This is a genomic window from Larkinella soli (assembly GCF_003703975.1).
GTDB lineage: Bacteria > Bacteroidota > Bacteroidia > Cytophagales > Spirosomataceae > Larkinella > Larkinella soli.
Map to the genome: position 1 here is coordinate 14,006 of NZ_QTJY01000002.1, position 17,448 is coordinate 31,453.

The following is a 17,448-nucleotide window of genomic DNA, read 5'->3' on the forward strand; positions in this document are numbered from 1 at the left end:
TTTCCCATCTGCCGTAGGCTGAAAAACAGTGAATCGCTGTCCATCGTAACGGCAAAGGCCGTCGCGGGTAGCCATCCAGATAAATCCCTGGTGGTCCTGAACAATGGAGGGGACAAAAGCCTGGGGCAGTCCCTGCCGGTCAGTAAGGATTTCTGGGGGTGGTAAATAGGAAGATTGCGCGACCAGACCCCCTGAATTCCCAAGCAGAAAAGCCAGGCATACACCAACTAGATACAGCTCTTTCAGACGATCGACACCAGCCATTAAATTTTTCTAGAAATAGAACAACGAAACGTTGCTAAAATACCAGAAAAATAAATAGTTGCCCATATTTGCGTAGGTGAACGTCTGAACTTGTATTACTTTGAATATACACATAGCCATTTTGGCAATCTAGAAAACAAATGGGGGAAGTGCCAAGATAAGTTTGGTTGAAGTTTTTCCTGTCTTAGCCCCCTAAATGGTTGGACAAAATTGTAAACACAGGCAGTTCACCGCTGCGATTTAGTCCTTTAATTTAGGAATCATGCGTAATTCACGAAGAACGTTCACCCGCGCAGCGGCCGCCCGGAAGATCGGTATTCCAACGTTCAGGAATCGCTTCGAGACGGGCATTCCGGAATTTGTCGGAAGGATACTAACACGGGCCACCCCGCTTTCTGCTCCCTGTTGAAGAAGTGGCGATGGAAATACCTGACGAAAAGAAAAGCAGAACTGAAAGGTTTGTATCCACGGGTGGATCCCTATCTGCAACTGGAGAAAAAGTATGGCATCAGTAAAGCCATGATAAATCGGTGTGTGCTAAAGTATCAAGCGCAATAACAGGCTAAACTAAAAGACGTGGGCTTATCTTCAGATCCCATGAAGCCCAAACCCAATCAACCGCCCAGTCTGGAGCCTCAGGCTGGCCTGATTTATAGTTCATTACGCTCCCATAGCAGTTGTGACATGCTGACCCCACAGCAAGCCCATCAGCAAAGGGGCGATTTGCGAAGACGCTGGAAGAATTACTATAAGAAAGGGGAAATAGACCTGGAAGTTGCCAACTGACTTTTAGTTGAGATACTGTAAACAGATGGTAGGATTACAAGCATGAACTAATAAATTCACTTCGAAACCGTAAACTTATTTTAGGACGCCCAAAGCCAAAGTCCCCATCCGTGGAGAGACTACCTATCGATACGAATGATGGATTAAGCTATATAGTAAATCAAGTATTTATACGCTACCATAAATTACCGGCAACACGTAAATTTATTTCATAATCATCTCCTGATTTTAGGGCGCTGTTGGCTTCCGGGTACCTTACGGTACCTTTCGTTTCCTGCTGCCGAGAAAAGGTCGGCTTCTTTCCGTGGGTTCGAACCCCTGATCCATCCTTTTTTACGGCACCATAGGTCTGCTTTTTCTTCTCTCGGCGTTCCGGTAAAAACGAGTTTGCCGGCATCTGCTCTTTCTGTCTACTTCAAGATCGTTTGGTTCTTTTTTGTCCTTCCTCTTAAAACGAATGATTATGAAATCACTTGTGAACAAGCACCTATTTGGTGCTCAACGGTGGATTGTCCTTCTATTAATCGGTGTGTTGTCTCGTTGCCAGCTGGCAGATCATGGGGTACCCAAGCCTGGCGAGGAAAGTGCGGATCTGGTGTACGGCTGGTATAAATTTATGACTAAACTCCAATTGCCCGTCTCTCCTCAGCCGGTGGTATTCATCCAAAACCGAGCCTTTGCCTACATTGGCATCGGCCTCTATGAATCCATCCAGCCCGGCATTAAAAACGCTACCAGTTTATCCAAAATGCTGTATCAAATGCCCGATATGCCCCAGGCCGACTTGTCCAAAGACTATCTGTGGAATGCCTCAGCCAACGCTGCCCTGGCAAGTATGTTTAGACTGTTCCTGGGCAGTTTGACCACGGTCAATAAGGCCAGTATCGATTCGATGGAAGCGGTGAATTATAACCGTCTCCGGTTAACGACCTCCGAGGAGGTGCTTCAACGCTCGCAAGCCTTTGGCCGTTCGGTGGCTACGGCGATCTACAACTGGTCAACGACCGATAACTTCATATTAACCAGTGAAGGGTATACACCGCTGAACGAGCCCTGGGCCTGGGTGCCGACTCCGCCTAACTTCGCTGCACCGGTTGGGGCCAATTTACAGTCCTCCAGACCTTTCTTAGCCTACAGCCTCACCGCCACGGCCCCTGCGTTACCCATCCCGTACTCGGAAGACCCCTCCTCTGAATTTTATAAAGCGGCAAAGGAGGTGTACGACCTTGGCGTCACCTTAACGGACGAGCAAAAAGCGATCGCCAACTGGTGGGCCGATGCCGGTGGTTCAGGGGTAGGCGTGCCTGCTCCCTACCATATCCTATCGATTGTCACCCGGGTCCTTGAAGATCGGCATGCTGGGCTTTGGAAGGCCGTAGAAGTGTATGCCAAAACAGGGATAGCGATCAAAGATGGACCGATCACTACTTTCAGAGCCAAATACCAGTATAACCTGCTGAGACCCATTACTTACATCCGGCGACACCTGGATGCCAACTGGCTCTCTTATCTGGTCAATCCTCCCTATCCGGATTATCCCTCCGGGCTAATCAGCAACTATGGCCCGGTTGTTCAGGTATTAATTCGGGAGTTTGGTGATATTCCAGTAACGGATGATGCATATGCGTGGCGGGGTTTACCGGCCCGCCAGTTTAACTCGCTATCCGACTTGCTGGCCCAGGCCGCCGTTTCCAGAGTTTACGCCGGCATTCACTACCGATCCACCCAGAATGCCTCCATAGAGATAGGAAAAAAATTAGGCGATGAGATAGCAAAGCTTCGCCTGGTAGGCCCGTAGTATAAAAACCCATCCAATCCCACTAAGTGGTTTATACGTTGGTTCTGAAAAAACGTATGGCGCTAATTAGTCAGCGCCATACGTTCAATTATGCATTGAAAGGCAGGCACCTATGCACTTGGTAGTTATGGTGAAATTTGTTCATTTCAATAATAATACAAACCTTAAGCCGACGCTAACTTCAGAGTTAGCTTATGAAAGTTCAACAGCCCTCACAGTTCACTGGGAAATCTAACCCCAAATGAAGTCGGAATCCAGGTGAAAAAGGAAGGAAAATACAAACCCGATTTTCCAGCTTTGACAGTCCAAGATTTAGGCTAAGTTCATCCTTCACCCTCAACTACAGGCGCTGAAGCGCCTGTTTCGCTCGCTCACACAAGCGCATCGGCTTATCAAACCTCTATAACCATCTCTAAAAAAGCATAACTTAAGCTTTTGCCATGCGTATCCATAGTAAGTGAAGTTGTAACACCACCCGTCAATGCCTGCTGGCAGATAAACTGAAGGGCAGGTAAGTTCGGCAATTCGTATCGCACAATTTCCCCGTCAACAATAGATTGGAAGTGTTCCTTGACGGCTTTTGCCGTAACCTGTTCGCACAGAAGTGCATAATCTTTTACCTGAAAAGGAATCAGCGAGAGGGTCAGCGTATTTCCTTTGTCACCCGCCCGGCTGTGGGCGATATCGTAAAGCTTGATTTTCATATTTGGAAGACCGTTACCTGAGGAATGATTTGATGGCGACCGATGAGCGTCGATACAATGCCGACCACTTCATGTACGTATTTCCGTGCTCCTCCCCCGCCGGCGGGACCGTTGGTATAGAGCGCTTCTACTTCTTCGCCTATTAAAGCAGCCTGTTGGGCAGTGGAAGCACGAGCGGCTATCCGTAGTCGGATTTCGTACGGATCCTGATAAGCGCCAAAAATGGTTCGATGCACCGACGTACTGCCTATATAATCGATGCGAAAATCAGTAAAATGATCCTGTAACCGTTCCTGTATAATGGATCCGGCCAGTTTAGCCCGGCCCAGTGCGTTCGAGCCGGCGTATGAAATTTCGCCTTCTCCGATAAAACCGGCATCGTAGCCCACGCTTACCTTGTACGTGTCAGGGCGAGGCTGGCCCCGTCCGCCCGTCGCTTTCACCTGATTGGGGCCGGTTTCTTCCAAACGTACCTGCGTAAAATCGGCTACTACATCCGGGGTGATGTACCGGCCCGGATCCATCACTTCGTATAAGAGTTGCTCTTTAGCCGTAGCAGTGGTCAACAAGCCTCCCGTTCCTGCAACTTTACCAAATACAGCGGTCCCATCGGACGTGACATCCGCAAATGGATGGCCCAGATGCGCCAGATCAGCTACGTCTTTTCTGCCGGGATCAGCGAAATAACCACCGGTTAGCTGACCCGCACATTCCAGCAGATGGCCAATGACTGTCCCCTGACCGATCTGATCGGCATCGTCCAGCGACCAGCCGAACTCATGAACCAGTGGTGCAACAAACAGGGAGGGGTCGGCGACTCGTCCTGTGATGATGATGTGGGCATCGGTAGCCAGGGCCGGTAAAATAGCATCCGTCCCTAAATAGGCATTGGCTGAAATCAGTGGACCGGATGTTTTCAATGGCTCGCCGGTTTCCAACGCGGGTTCGTCACCGGAAAGCTGCTGAAACACATCGTCTCCCGTAATCGCGGCAACGGTTAAGCGCAGGTTGAGCCGGCGGGCGATCTCACCAATTTTCCCGGCGGCGGCCAGTGGATTAGCGGCTCCCATATTGGTAATCAGGCGTACCTTCTTTTCCAGCAGATGGGGAAGAAGGCTTTCTATTCTGCGCTCCAGCAGCGGGTCATAGCCGCCAGTCGGGTCCTGCCGTTTCCGCTTCTGGGCCAGGGCAATGGTCCGTTCGGCCAGACATTCCAGAACCAGATAGTCCAATTGACCCTGTTGCACCAGAATCAAAGCCGGTTCGAGCCGGTCGCCGGAAAAACCGGCCCCACAGCCGATGCGTATTTTCTCTTTCATAAATGAATCGACCCGGTTAAAAGAGCGGCCAGCGTCATCACGAGGGTGGTGCCGAATGCCCATTTCAGAATAAACCGCTGGTGGTCTCCCAGGTCTACTTCGGCCAGGCCTACCAGCAGAAAGGTTGACGCCGTGAGCGGACTCACCGGAAAACCCACCGTCATCTGTCCCAGCAAAGCCGCCCGCCCGATTTCCAGTGGGTCGATACCAAACTGCACAGCGGTATGGCTCAATATAGGTACGACCCCAAAGTAGTACGCATCCGGGGTGAAAAGTAAACTGGACGGCATACTGGTCACGGCGGTGAGGGTCGGTAGCCAATTGGCGTGCTGTTGAGGAATGAGCGCTATTAGCGACGTTGCCATGGCATCAATCATTCTGGACCCCGTCAGGATGCCCGAGAATACCCCGGCTGCGAAAATCATACTCGACACCATGAAGATGTTGTTACCGTGGCTCCGCAGCACTTTCTGCTGGTCGGCCAGCTTTGGATAGTTGAACACCAGCGCCACGACGGCGGCTACCACAAACAGGGCCGGTGCTGGAAACCAGCCTTTCATTAACGCAACAATTAACCCTACCGTCAGCATCGCGTTTAGCCAGAAGAGCTTTGGGCGTCGGAACTGCCGTTGCTCTTCGGTCAGGTTTTCGTGATAAACATACTGAAGGTCGACAATTCCTAAACGTTTCCGCTCTTTTAAACCAAACCAGTACGCTACCACCAGCACCCAGCCGATACCGGCCAGAATAGCCGGAATATTCGGGTTGAACAGCTGCGTTGCATCCGTTTTCAGGGTGGATATGGCTCGTGCCGAGGTACCCGACCACGGCACCAGGTGCAGCGGCCCGACGCTCAGCGCAACCATACCGGGCAATATAAGCCGGTTGATCTTCAATTGTTTATAAATGGGCAAAAATGCCGACATGACAATCATGAACGTAGCCGTGCCATCGCCGTCGAGGTGGACAATCATCGTCAGAAGGGCCGTGCCGACAATCACTTTCAGCGGATCGCCTTTCACGTAACGGATGATACCGGCGATGATAGGGTCAAACAGGCCGGCGTCGAGCATGGTAGCGAAGTACAGCACGGCAAACATCAGCAGGATACCCGTAGGGGCAACCTGCTTCATCCCAGCAAGAATCATTTCGCCCAATTCTTTGGGACTAAAGCCGGCACAAAGACCGAAGACCAAAGGGACCAGTACCAGTGCCGTCAGCACGGATAACCGTTTGGTAATGATCAGGAAAAGAAAGATGCCAATGGTGGCAAAGCCAAAGAAAGAGAGCACTGTATACGTTTTTTAGTTGATTACTGTTTAGGCTCTTCTACCCCTCCGCTATGGTTTGGAACCCGTCAGAAAATTTGTTTACAATATAGTGATCTGTTCCAGGAAAAGCGGACATTGAAAAGTAAAGGATGCGGGACGGTCCGCCGTTGCGGGCAAGAAGACAACCGCACAGGCGGCCCTGTCCTTCCGACCGCACAGCCCCTAAGAGCTTGTTTGGGGAAGGGTTTTTGCCCTTCCCCAAACAAGCTCTTAGGGGCTGTGATCAAAGCCCAAATCCTGGACAGTCAAAACTGATGTTGACTGTTTGCACTACAACAATCTGAAAAGGAAAAAGCCTCTAAAGCAACTCCTACCCTGAGTAAAAGCTTTCTGCAAAGAGTTCTGGAGTCGGCTGTGGGGAATGCTATGGAAGCCGTGGACGAAACGATCTGGCTAAATGTTTGCAAATTGTTTGCAAAGAAAAAAGCCACTTCGCTTTTAGTTGTCGCTAAGTGGCTGTCTTTCCAAGTGGGCCCAGCAGGGCTCGAACCTGCGACCACCTGATTATGAGTCAGATGCTCTAACCGACTGAGCTATGGGCCCCTGCCGGAGAACCGGCCTCCCCGCCGGACCGGCCGGCGAAGAGAGCGCAAATATACGAAATCGCCTGACCATCTCAAGCAACGCACCCATTTCGGACGCCGACCGGCGGGTTTTCCGAAACAATCTTGCCGTCTTTCTGGTATATTTGCCGGGAAACCTGTCTCCCAGCGGTTTGTCGGCTCAGAACAAAAAGAAGATTCTCAACGATCCCGTTTACGGGTTCATCACCATTCCGAACGAACTGGTTTTCGATCTGGTGGAGCATCCTTATTTTCAGCGCCTTCGCCGGATCAAACAGCTCGGTCTGTCGGAACTGGTTTACCCCGGCGCCCTGCATACGCGCTTCCACCATGCCCTCGGGGCCATGCACCTGATGGGGCAGGCCATCCAGACGCTCCGCGGCAAAGGCCATAAGATCAACGACCGCGAATGCGAAGCGGCCCAGATCGCCATCCTGCTGCACGACATCGGTCACGGTCCCTTCTCGCACGTGCTGGAATATACCATTCTGGAAAACGTGCCGCACGAACGGCTTTCGCTGCTGCTCATGCACCAACTCAACAAACCGTTCCGGGGGGCGCTGGACCTGGCCATCCAGATGTTCGAAGGCACCTACAAACGACCTTTCTTCCACCAGCTCGTCTCCAGCCAGCTCGACATGGACCGCATGGATTACCTGAACCGGGACTCCTTCTACACCGGCGTCGCCGAAGGAACCATCGGAGCCGACCGCATCATCAAGATGCTCGACCTGGTCGACGACCAGCTGGCCATCGAAGACAAAGGCATCCTCAGCATCGAAAATTTTCTCAGCTCCCGGCGCATCATGTACTGGCAGGTGTACCTGCACAAAACATCGCTCTGCGCCGAGTCGATGCTGGTCCAGATCATCCGCCGGGCCAAATTCCTGCTGTCGCAGGGTGAAGAGGTATTTGCCTCCCCCGCCCTGAACACGTTCCTGTCGCGCAGCGTCACGCTGACCGATTTCGAGCAGCATTCCGAATACCTGGCGGCTTTTGCCCAGCTCGACGACTACGACATCTGGTCGTGCATCAAATTCTGGAGCCGCCACCCCGACCGGGTTCTGTCCACGCTCTGCCGGATGCTGCTGGAAAGACGGCTCTTCAAGATCATGCTCTCCGACCAGCCCTTTGCCGGGGAGCTGGTCCGGGAAATCGAGCGGCAGTTACTCGAAAAGGGCATCCGGGAAGACGAACTGAGCTATTTTCTGGTCGAAGGGGTGGCCACCAACGCCGGCTATCTGCCTTCCGTCGACAACATTCACATCAAATTCAGGGACGACCGCGTCATCGACATCGCCGACGCTTCCGACCTGCCCAATATCAAGGCCCTGACCAATATGGTTCGCCGATACTATGTGTGCTGGGCGAAAAACCTCTTGCAACAGCCGGTTTGGTTGGTATAGTCCAATTAGTTGCCTACCTTAGCGGCCGGAACATCTGAGTCACGCACAGCTCCCACGACGACTACGTCAACTCTATGGAATTTACAGTAAAGCAGATTGCTGCCCTGATCGGCGGAACAGTTGAGGGTAACGAATCTCTGAAAATCAATCAACTGTCTAAAATTGAAGAAGGTCAGGAAGGCAGCATCTCTTTTTTAGCGAATCCGAAATACGAGCCTTTTCTATATTCCACTTCCGCATCCGCCGTGATCGTCGACCGGTCTTTCCAGCCCAAACAGCCGGTCCGGGCGACTTTGATTTTCGTGGATAACTCCTATTCTTCCTTCACAAAACTACTGGAAACGGTCAATCAGCTCCGGCATTCGAAAAAAGAAGGCGTCGAACAACCCTCCTGGCTGGGGAGCGATTCGGAGGTAGGAGAACGCATTTACCGGGGCGCTTTTTCCTATATCGGAAGCCGCTGCAAGCTCGGAAACGACGTCAGCATCCACCCCCACGCCTACGTCGGCCATAACGTAACCATCGGCGACAATACCGTCATCCACCCCGGCGCCCGGATTCTGGACAATACCGTCATTGGAAAGAATTGCGTGATCAAGGCCAATGCCGTCATCGGCTCCGAAGGGTTCGGCTTCGCTCCTCAGGCCGACGGAACTTACACCTCCATTCCCCAGCTGGGGAATGTGGTCATCGAGGACGACGTGAGCATCGGCGCCAACACCACCATCGACTGCGCCACGATGGGCTCGACGGTCATTCGGCAGGGCGTCAAGCTCGATAATCTGATCCAGGTGGCCCACAACGTCGAAATCGGCCGGAATACGGTCATCGCGGCCCAGACCGGCGTGGCCGGCTCCACCAAAATCGGCGAGGGCTGCGTGATTGCCGGCCAGGTCGGGGTGGTCGGGCACATCCAGATTGCCGACCGTACCAAAATCGGTGCCCAGTCAGGGATCGGAAAGACCATCCGGAAGGAAGGAACGTCCCTCAGCGGCTCCCCGGCTTTCGAGCTGACGGAGAACCTCCGTTCCCTGGCCGTTTTCCGAAAACTGCCCATGCTGGAAAAGAAAATCCTCGAACTGGAAAACAGAACTAACAATACCGCAGATAACCGGCCTCTGCCGTCTAACGGCAATGCTGAATGACGCGATGCCAAGACGATCTTTTAAAGTATGAATACCAAACAGCAAACGATCCAGAAAGCGGTCTCGGTCTCGGGCGTAGGGTTGCATACGGGCGTATCGGCCACGATGACGTTCCTGCCCGCCCCGGCCAATCATGGATATAAATTTCAGCGGATCGACCTGCCCGGTCAGCCCGTCGTGGACGCCGACGTCGACAACGTCGTGGACCTGTCGCGCGGCACGACCATCGAGCAGAACGGCGCCCGGGTCCATACCGTCGAGCATGCGCTGGCGGCCCTGGTCGGTCTGCAGCTGGACAACATCCTTATTCAGCTCGACGGTCCCGAACCGCCCATCATGGACGGCAGCTCGATGAAGTTCGTCGAAGCCTTGCAGGACGCCGGAATCGAGGAACAGAACGCCTACCGTAACTACTTCGAAATCAACGAGTACGTTCATTATAAAAACCCCGAAAAGGACATCGAGATTGCGGCCCTGCCCCTGAACGATTACCGCCTGACGGTCATGGTCGACTACAATTCGAGGGTCATTACCAGCCAGCACGCCTTTCTCAACGACATCAGCCAGTTTCCGTCGCAGATCGCCATGTGCCGGACCTTCGTGTTCCTGCACGAACTGGAAATGCTTTACAAACAGGACCTTATCAAGGGAGGTGACCTGACGAACGCCATCGTCATCGTCGACCGCGAAGTCCGCGACGGCGAGCTGGACTACCTGGCCGAGCTGCTCAACAAGCCGAAGGTCAGCGTCAACAAGAAAGAGGGCATCCTGAACAACCTCGACCTGCACTTCCCCAACGAAATGGCCCGCCACAAGCTCCTCGATCTGGTGGGGGACCTGGCCCTCGTCGGTCGGCCCATCAAGGCCCAGATCCTGGCGGCCCGGCCCGGCCATGCCGCCAACGTGGCTTTTGCCAAAAAGATCAAGAAGCTGATCCAGAAGAACGCATCCAACAATATCCCGCAATACGACCCGCAGCAGCCGCCGGTCTATGATCACCATAAAATCGCGAGCCTGCTCCCCCACCGCTATCCGTTCCAGATGATCGACAAGATCATCGCGCTGGACGAGAGCAGCGTGGTCGGCATCAAGAACGTGACCATGAACGAACAGTATTTCATGGGCCACTTCCCCGGCAACCCGGTGATGCCCGGTGTGCTTCAGCTCGAAGCCATGGCCCAGACGGGCGGAATCCTGGTGCTCAGCACGGTTCCCGATCCGGAAAATTACTGGCCCTACCTGATCGGAATCGAAAACTGCCGCTTCCGCCGTAACGTCGTTCCGGGTGACACCGTCATTTTCCGGTGCGAGTTCATCTCCCCCATGAAACGGGGCATCGTGAAGATGTCCGGTCGGGGGTATGTCGCCGGGCAGCTCGTCTGCGAAGCTGAAATGATTGCCAGCCTTGTCAAAAAGAAATGAGTTAACGCACACCTGAATGATCCAACCACTTGCATACGTTCACCCGGAGGCTAAAATTGCCCAGAACGTTGTCATTGAGCCATTCGCAATTATTCATAAAGACGTGGAAATCGGCGAGGGCACCTGGATCGGTTCCCACGCCGTGATCAACGAAGGGGCCCGCATCGGCAGGAACTGCCGCATCTTTCCCGGCGTGGTCATCTCCGCCATCCCCCAGGATCTGAAGTTTAAAGGCGAATACACGCTCACCTTCGTCGGCGACAATACGACCATCCGGGAGTATGCCACCGTCAGCCGGGGAACGGAAGAACACTGGCGCACCGAAATCGGAAGCAACTGCCTGATTATGGCCTACGCCCACGTCGCCCACGACTGCCGGATCGGAAACTACTGCCTCATCGGCAATACCGTGCAGATGGCCGGCCACGTCCACCTCGGCGACTGGGCCATCATCAGTGCCTTCAGCGCCGTACACCAGTTCGCCAAGATCGGCGTCCATGCCTTCATCTCCGGCGGGTCGCTGGTCCGCAAGGACGTTCCGCCCTTCTCGAAAGCCGCCCGCGAACCGCTGACCTACGCCGGGATTAACTCCGTCGGGCTGCGCCGGCGCGGTTACACCAACGAGCAGATCAACCAGATTCAGGAAATCTACCGCTATATCTACCTTCGCGGTCTCAATAACGCCGAGGCCCTGGCCCGGATCGACCTGGAGCTGCCTCCCTCCGACGAGCGCGACGAAATCGTCAACTTTATCCGCAACTCCGAACGCGGCATCATGAAAGGGCCGTCCGGAAGAGAAGTGGTCGAATAAATGCCCTTTTCCCCGGCCCGGGTCGGATACGCCGTATCCGACCCGGGCCTTTTCCTGAACCACCATGCGGATTGTTGCGGAACAACTGGGCAAACGGTTTCGGCGCGAATGGATTTTCCGAAACGTCGACCTGACCCTCGAAAGCGGAAACAGCTATACCTTCATCGGTCCGAACGGAAGCGGGAAGTCCACCCTGCTCCAGACGCTGACCGGGGTGCTGCCCTCCTCGGAAGGGGCGATTCGCTATGAACGCCAGGGCCGGCCGCTGGAGATCGACGACTGGTTCCGGCACATCGTCATTGCCGCCCCCTACCTCGAACTCATCGAAGAACTCACGCTGGATGAACTGCTCACGTTTCACCAGTCGTTCAAACCGTTCAAAGACAACCTCTCTCCCCACGACCTTGCCGACCGGATGCGGCTCGGCCACGCCCGGCACAAGGAAATCAAAGCCTATTCGTCCGGTATGAAGCAGCGCGTCAAACTGGGCCTCGCCTTCTTTTCCGAAGCCCGGATCGTGGTGCTGGACGAACCTACCTCCAACCTCGACAAACACGGGATCGCCTGGTACCACGAACACGTCCGTCAGTTGTCGTCACAACTGCTGCTTATCGGCTCCAACCAGCCCGACGAATACGATTTCTGCCCCAATACCGTTGACATCATGCAGTGGAAATAACCACTGCAACTCTTTGCATCCATCCGGAGTCCTGTAGTTTGGGTGCGATCATGTAGAAGACCGGTCCTCTTTCTTCGCACGTATCGAGGTATTTTCTATATTGAACCCTGTTTTCCTGATGGCGGTGTATGTGTCGAAACGTTTACTTCTGGGTACTTTTTCTGTGCACGATCCTTTCCACCCGAACCCAGGCCTTCGAAGCGCCGGGGGCTACGGTGCGATTTGTCGAAAATAAGGGCCAGTGGCCCGCGGAGGTGCTTTTCCGGGCCGAACTTCCGGGCGGCCTTCTCTTTCTGAAGAAAAATTCGCTGCATTATGTCTTCTACGACTCGCAGGCGCTGGATGACATCCACACCGGAAGCCCGGCCGTAGCGACCGGCCCGGCGGTGCCGGCCGCCCGTGTCGGCGCACCGGTCGTTGCCGGAGAACCGCCGATTCGGGGGCACGGGGTCGAAATGCGGATCGAGAACAGTCTGCCCTCGGTTCAGGTGCAAAGCAAAAACCTGATTTCCAGCCATCATAACTTCTTTCTGGGCAGCGATCCGTCGCGCTGGGCAAGCGGGGTCTCGTCGTTCGGGGAAGTGATCTACCGGGGTATCTATCCCGGCATCGACCTGCGGGTATTCGCCTACTATCAGACGCTGAAATACGAGTTTCTGGTCCGGCCCGGCGCCGATCCTTCGGTGATCCGGCTGCTCTATGAGGGGGCCACTTCCGTCACGAAGGAACAGGATCAACTCGTAATCGGCACCAGCCTGCTGCCCTTCCGGGAGGCCAAACCGTACTGTTTTACGGAGAAGAACGGCAAGCCCACCGAAGTCCCTTCCGCCTGGAAGGTGAACGGCCGGACGGCCTCCTTCGACCTGCCCAACGGCTACGATACCAGCCTGCCCCTCACCATCGACCCCTCCCTCATTTTCTCCACCTATTCCGGCTCGACGAGCGACAACTGGGGTCACACGGCCACCTACGACGCCGAGGGGAACCTGTACACGGCCGGGGTGGTGTTCGGGGCCGGCCTGAACCCGACCACCGGCGCCTTCCAGACCAAATTCGGCGGGGAACTGGACGTGTCGGTTCTGAAGTTCAGCCCCGACGGCCGCCAGCTGCTGTATGCCGCCTACCTCGGCGGCACCACCGGCGAAACCCCGCATAGCCTGATCGTCAACAGCAAAAACGAACTGCTCATCTACGGGGTCACTTCCTCCGACAATTTTCCGGTAACGGGCGGCTACAGCCGGAAGTTTTCGGGCGGCAGCCAATATATCCCGGTGGGCAATACCGCCCCCGAACCCGGTTCCAGCCTGATTCAGTCCATCTACTTCAAGACCGGCACGGACCTGTTCGTGGCCCGGATCAGCCCGGACGGAAAGACGCTGCGGAGCAGCACCTACCTCGGCGGCACGGGCAACGACGGCATCAACGACGCCCGCCAGTATCTGACGATCAGCAACTACGGCGACGACCTGCGGGGCGAAATCGTGGTCGATCAGAACGATAACGTGTTCGTCGCCACCGTCACCTATTCTTCCGACTTTCCCGTTACGGCCAATGCGCCCCAGAACCGGCGGCAGGGCCCGGCCGACGCAGTACTGATCCAGCTGAACCCCGATCTTAGCCAGCTGGTGTGGAGCACGTATTTCGGGGGGACGGGTTACGACGTGGCCTTCGCCCTCCGGCGCGGGAACTCAGGAGCAATCTATGCGGTGGGCGTCACCCGCAGTTCGGACCTGCCCGGCACGGCCGGTGCCCTGAAACCCGCTCTGGGCGGGAGTGAAGACGGTTTTCTGGTCAAATTCTCCGGCAACCGGCTGGAACGGGCCACTTACCTCGGCACCGAAGCGGAGGATGCGGCCTATCTCATCGATCTCGACGCCGAAGAGAATCCGCACGTCTTTGGCCTGACGCGGGGCCGGTATCCGGTTTCGGGTCAGGTGTATCAGAACGCAGGCAGCGGCCAGTTCATTCATGCGCTGGATGCCGGTCTCGGCCGCACGGTTTTCTCCACGGTGGTCGGCTCCGGACGAGGCATGCCGGATATTTCCCCAACGGCGTTTCTGGTTAACGAATGCGGTAATATGTACCTCTCAGGCTGGGGTGGAGCGGTCAATGCACGCTCCGGCCACGCGGGCACCAGCACCGCAGGGCTACCGACCACCGCCGGCGCCTACCGGACCACCACCGACGGCAGCAACTACTGGATCGGCCTGCTCGAACAGGGCGCCAAATCGTTGCTGTACGGCACGTTCTTCGGAAGCGAGGGCGCCAACCTCCGGGGCGACCACGTCGACGGGGGAACCTCCCGCTTCGACAAGAGCGGGGTCATCTACCATGCCGCCTGCGCCTGCGGAGGCACGTTTATACCGGCCACTCCGCAGGCCTGGTCGCCCACGAACCGGAGCAACAACTGCAACAACGCGGCTTTCAAGTTCGACATCGACCGCCTGAAGGCGGCTTTCGACGCGTTTCAGGGCGGGCAAAAGGACAAGATCGAAGGCTGTTTGCCCCTGACCCTCAACTTCGTCAACACGAGCGAAGGTGGTAAAAACTACGAATGGGATTTCGGCGGCACCGGCACCTCGACCAGCGGGGGCCAGGTTAGCCACACGTTCGACAAACCCGGCGAGTATACGGTCAAACTGACGGCCTATAACCCCCTCACCTGCAAGCGGGTGGACGTGGCCCAGAAGGTCGTGAAGGTCTTTCCGGCCGACTTCAGAATCAACAGCGATACGACCATCTGCGCCGAAAAGCCGGTGCAACTGCTGGCTTCGGGCGGCAAGACCTACGAATGGACGCCCGTGCAGGGGCTGAGCAGCGCCACGGTCGCCAATCCCATCGTCAAACCCACAAAAACCACCACCTATACCGTCAAAATGACGAATGAATTCGGCTGTACGGCTCAGAAAAGCGTCACCGTGAAGACCGACGACTCCTACCGGCCCACGGCCGCCGTCCGGATCGGGTCGGAATGCGGGCAGCCGATGAAACTCGAACTCGGCAACCAGACTTCCGGCGCCGACTCCTACCAGTGGAGCATGGGCAACGGCGACACCCTCCGGACCAACCCGCCGGGAACGTATCAGTATCCGCAGTCGGGCAGCTATGAGATCATCGTTACGGCCCGGAAAGGCGCCTGCACCCTGTCGGTTTCCGTACCGGTGGAGGTCGAGAACCTGAGCGAGATTCCCAACGTGGTCACGGCTAACAACGACGGGAAGAACGACGTGTTCGTGGTCGGCTTTGCCGGCGCGAAGCTGGAAATTTTTAACCGCTGGGGTAAACCCATCTACCGCAGCGACAACTACGCCAACGACTGGGGCCGCGACGTCCCGGACGGTTTATACTATTACCTGCTCACGACGCCCCGCGGTACCAAATGTAAGGGCTGGGTCGAAGTGCTGGAGTAACCTATGCAGGTTTTGTTTATCTTTGAAAGAGTTAACCACTTCATTATCCGCATGAAAACGATCCTTTCTTTCGCCCTGGCCCTCGGTTTGATCTACAGCGCAGCCGCACAGGACAACCTCGGCTATTACGGCAAAAAAATTACGCCCGACAACGCGGTTCCGGCCGCCGACCTGACCAAAAAACTAGGTTCCGATAAAGAGATCAATACCAAAGTCGAGGGCACGGTGGAGTCCGTTTGCCAGATGAAAGGCTGCTGGATGAAGGTCAAAACCGCCGATAACCAAACCATGCTGGTGCGGTTCCGGGATTACGGTTTCTTCGTTCCGAAAGACATTGCCGGCAAAAAGGTGATTTTTGAAGGCACCGCCCAGACGACCACCACCTCCGTGGCCGAACTGCGCCATTATGCCGAAGACGCCGGCAAGAGCAGGGAAGAAATCGCCAAAATCACCCAGCCTGAAAAGGCCGTTACCTTCGTGGCCGACGGGGTGATCGTCAAATAAGATGAAAAACAGCCGCCTTACCCACCTCCTTTTTCTCCTTCTTTCGACTTCTCCCCTGTTTGCCCAGCGCACGCTGCTGCACTGCGGGAGCCTGCTCGACGGGGTCGGCAGCGATCTCCAGCGGGAGGTGACCGTGGTCGTGGAGGGCAATAAAATTGCCGCCGTTCAGAAAGGCTATACCCGCCCGACGGGTTCGGACCGTGTGGTCGACCTGAAGACCAAAACCGTACTGCCGGGCCTGATCGATATGCACGTCCACCTGGAATTCGAAACCCGCCGGGGTGGCGCCGTCGATAATTTTACCCAGAATGTGCCGGATGTGGCCTTTCTGGCCGCCCGACACGCCCGCACCACCCTCCTGGCCGGCTTTACCACCGTTCGCGACCTCGGCGGCACCGGCGTCAACGTCGCCCTTCGCAACGCCGTGAACCGGGGGCTGGTCGAGGGGCCGCGCATCCTGACATCAGGCAAATCCATCGCCACTACCGGCGGCCATGCCGACCCGACCAATGGTTATCGGAGAGACCTCATGGGCGATCCCGGCCCGAAAGAGGGAGTCATCAACGGCCCGGAAGACGCCCGGAAAGCCGTTCGTCAGCGGTACAAGGAAGGTGCCGACCTGATCAAGATTACGGCCACCGGCGGGGTGCTGAGCAACGCCAAAGACGGCTCCGGCCCGCAGTTTACGGAAGAGGAAGTCCGGGCCGTCGTGGAAGCGGCCAAAGATTACGGGTTTGCCGTGGCGGCCCACGCCCACGGCGCCGAAGGCATGAAACGCGCCATCCGCGCCGGGGTGACGACCATCGAACACGGCACCTTCATGGACGACGAAGCCATCGCTCTCTTCAAAAAACACGGTACCTACTTCGTTCCGACCATCATCGCCGGAAAAACCGTGGCCGACTCCGCCCGCATTTTCGGCTACTACCCGGCGCTGGTGACGCCCAAAGCCCTGGCGATCGGGCCGAAGATTCAGGATACGTTCGCCAAAGCGTATAAAGCGGGGGTCAAAATTTCGTTCGGAACCGATGCGGGCGTGTTCGTCCACGGCTACAACGCCAAAGAATTTGAATACATGGTGGAAGCCGGGATGCCTCCGCTGGAAGCCATCCGCTCGGCCACGACCGTCAATGCGGAGCTGCTCGGGATGAAGGCCCAGATCGGCTCAATCGAAGCCGGGAAGCTGGCCGACCTGATCGCCGTGGACCAGAACCCGATTCAGAACATCAAAACGCTCCAGCAGGTCCGGTTCGTGATGAAAGACGGGAAGATTTATAAGGAATAAAAAAGAAGGTCCGGGTTGTCT

General features: G+C 55.7%; 12 protein-coding genes, 1 tRNA gene and 1 pseudogene. 9 read left to right on the plus strand and 5 right to left on the minus strand.

The genetic code is table 11. The features are described from left to right. Nucleotides 1-69 precede the first annotated feature (69 nt). Nucleotides 70-264 (minus strand): annotated as a pseudogene (locus DX909_RS30075) (hypothetical protein); the annotation flags it as partial. A 1,249-nt stretch (nt 265-1,513) separates the two neighbouring features. On the opposite strand from DX909_RS30075, the gene DX909_RS06325 reads away from it, so the two are divergent. Continuing rightward, nucleotides 1,514-2,848 carry a vanadium-dependent haloperoxidase gene (locus tag DX909_RS06325; protein WP_128544310.1) on the plus strand — a complete coding sequence of 445 codons (1,335 nt, stop codon included), beginning with the start codon at nt 1,514-1,516 and terminating at the stop codon, nt 2,846-2,848. A 392-nt stretch (nt 2,849-3,240) separates the two neighbouring features. Here DX909_RS06325 and DX909_RS06330 read toward each other — a convergent pair whose 3' ends face one another. The 4 genes from DX909_RS06330 to DX909_RS06345 all read right to left on the minus strand — a co-directional run bounded on the left by DX909_RS06330 (nt 3,241) and on the right by DX909_RS06345 (nt 6,745). Continuing rightward, the gene (locus tag DX909_RS06330; RefSeq protein WP_128544311.1) at nt 3,241-3,552 is read right to left on the minus strand and encodes an AtuA-related protein; all 312 of its coding nucleotides are present in this window, start codon (nt 3,550-3,552) and stop codon (nt 3,241-3,243) included. After that, nucleotides 3,549-4,871 (minus strand): acyclic terpene utilization AtuA family protein, encoded by a 1,323-nt coding sequence (locus tag DX909_RS06335; RefSeq protein ID WP_128544312.1) that lies wholly within the window; start codon nt 4,869-4,871, stop codon nt 3,549-3,551. The genes DX909_RS06330 and DX909_RS06335 overlap by 4 nt, the downstream gene beginning before the upstream one ends. After that, entirely contained in the window at nt 4,868-6,163 is a 1,296-nt protein-coding gene (locus tag DX909_RS06340) for a CitMHS family transporter (RefSeq protein ID WP_128544313.1), read from the minus strand. Before DX909_RS06340 ends, DX909_RS06335 begins: the two co-directional genes overlap by 4 nt. A gap of 508 nt (nt 6,164-6,671) precedes the next feature. Further along, a tRNA-Ile gene (locus tag DX909_RS06345) sits at nt 6,672-6,745 on the minus strand. 172 nt (nt 6,746-6,917) lie between these two features. On the opposite strand from DX909_RS06345, the gene DX909_RS06350 reads away from it, so the two are divergent. The 8 genes from DX909_RS06350 to DX909_RS06385 all read left to right on the plus strand — a co-directional run bounded on the left by DX909_RS06350 (nt 6,918) and on the right by DX909_RS06385 (nt 17,427). Continuing rightward, on the plus strand, nt 6,918-8,171 hold the full coding sequence (locus tag DX909_RS06350) for an HD domain-containing protein (RefSeq protein WP_128544908.1): 1,254 nt from the start codon (nt 6,918-6,920) through the stop codon (nt 8,169-8,171). 74 nt (nt 8,172-8,245) lie between these two features. Further along, the gene (gene lpxD / locus DX909_RS06355) at nt 8,246-9,316 is read left to right on the plus strand and encodes a UDP-3-O-(3-hydroxymyristoyl)glucosamine N-acyltransferase (RefSeq protein ID WP_128544314.1); all 1,071 of its coding nucleotides are present in this window, start codon (nt 8,246-8,248) and stop codon (nt 9,314-9,316) included. Between the two features lie 27 nt (nt 9,317-9,343). Further along, the gene (locus tag DX909_RS06360; RefSeq protein ID WP_128544315.1) at nt 9,344-10,738 is read left to right on the plus strand and encodes a bifunctional UDP-3-O-[3-hydroxymyristoyl] N-acetylglucosamine deacetylase/3-hydroxyacyl-ACP dehydratase; all 1,395 of its coding nucleotides are present in this window, start codon (nt 9,344-9,346) and stop codon (nt 10,736-10,738) included. Nucleotides 10,739-10,754: 16 nt separating this feature from the next. Beyond that, on the plus strand, nt 10,755-11,549 hold the full coding sequence (gene lpxA, locus DX909_RS06365; RefSeq protein WP_128544316.1) for an acyl-ACP--UDP-N-acetylglucosamine O-acyltransferase: 795 nt from the start codon (nt 10,755-10,757) through the stop codon (nt 11,547-11,549). A gap of 64 nt (nt 11,550-11,613) precedes the next feature. Next, nucleotides 11,614-12,228, plus strand: coding sequence for an ABC transporter ATP-binding protein (locus DX909_RS06370; protein WP_128544317.1), 615 nt, complete (start codon nt 11,614-11,616; stop codon nt 12,226-12,228). A gap of 128 nt (nt 12,229-12,356) precedes the next feature. Further along, on the plus strand, nt 12,357-15,638 hold the full coding sequence (locus tag DX909_RS06375) for a DUF7948 domain-containing protein (RefSeq protein ID WP_128544318.1): 3,282 nt from the start codon (nt 12,357-12,359) through the stop codon (nt 15,636-15,638). A gap of 51 nt (nt 15,639-15,689) precedes the next feature. Then, nucleotides 15,690-16,142 (plus strand): DUF4920 domain-containing protein, encoded by a 453-nt coding sequence (locus DX909_RS06380; protein WP_128544319.1) that lies wholly within the window; start codon nt 15,690-15,692, stop codon nt 16,140-16,142. A 1-nt stretch (nt 16,143) separates the two neighbouring features. Then, a complete protein-coding gene (locus DX909_RS06385) occupies nt 16,144-17,427 on the plus strand; it encodes a metal-dependent hydrolase family protein (RefSeq protein ID WP_128544320.1) in 1,284 nt (427 codons plus the stop codon). The last annotated feature ends 21 nt before the right edge of the window (nt 17,428-17,448 follow it).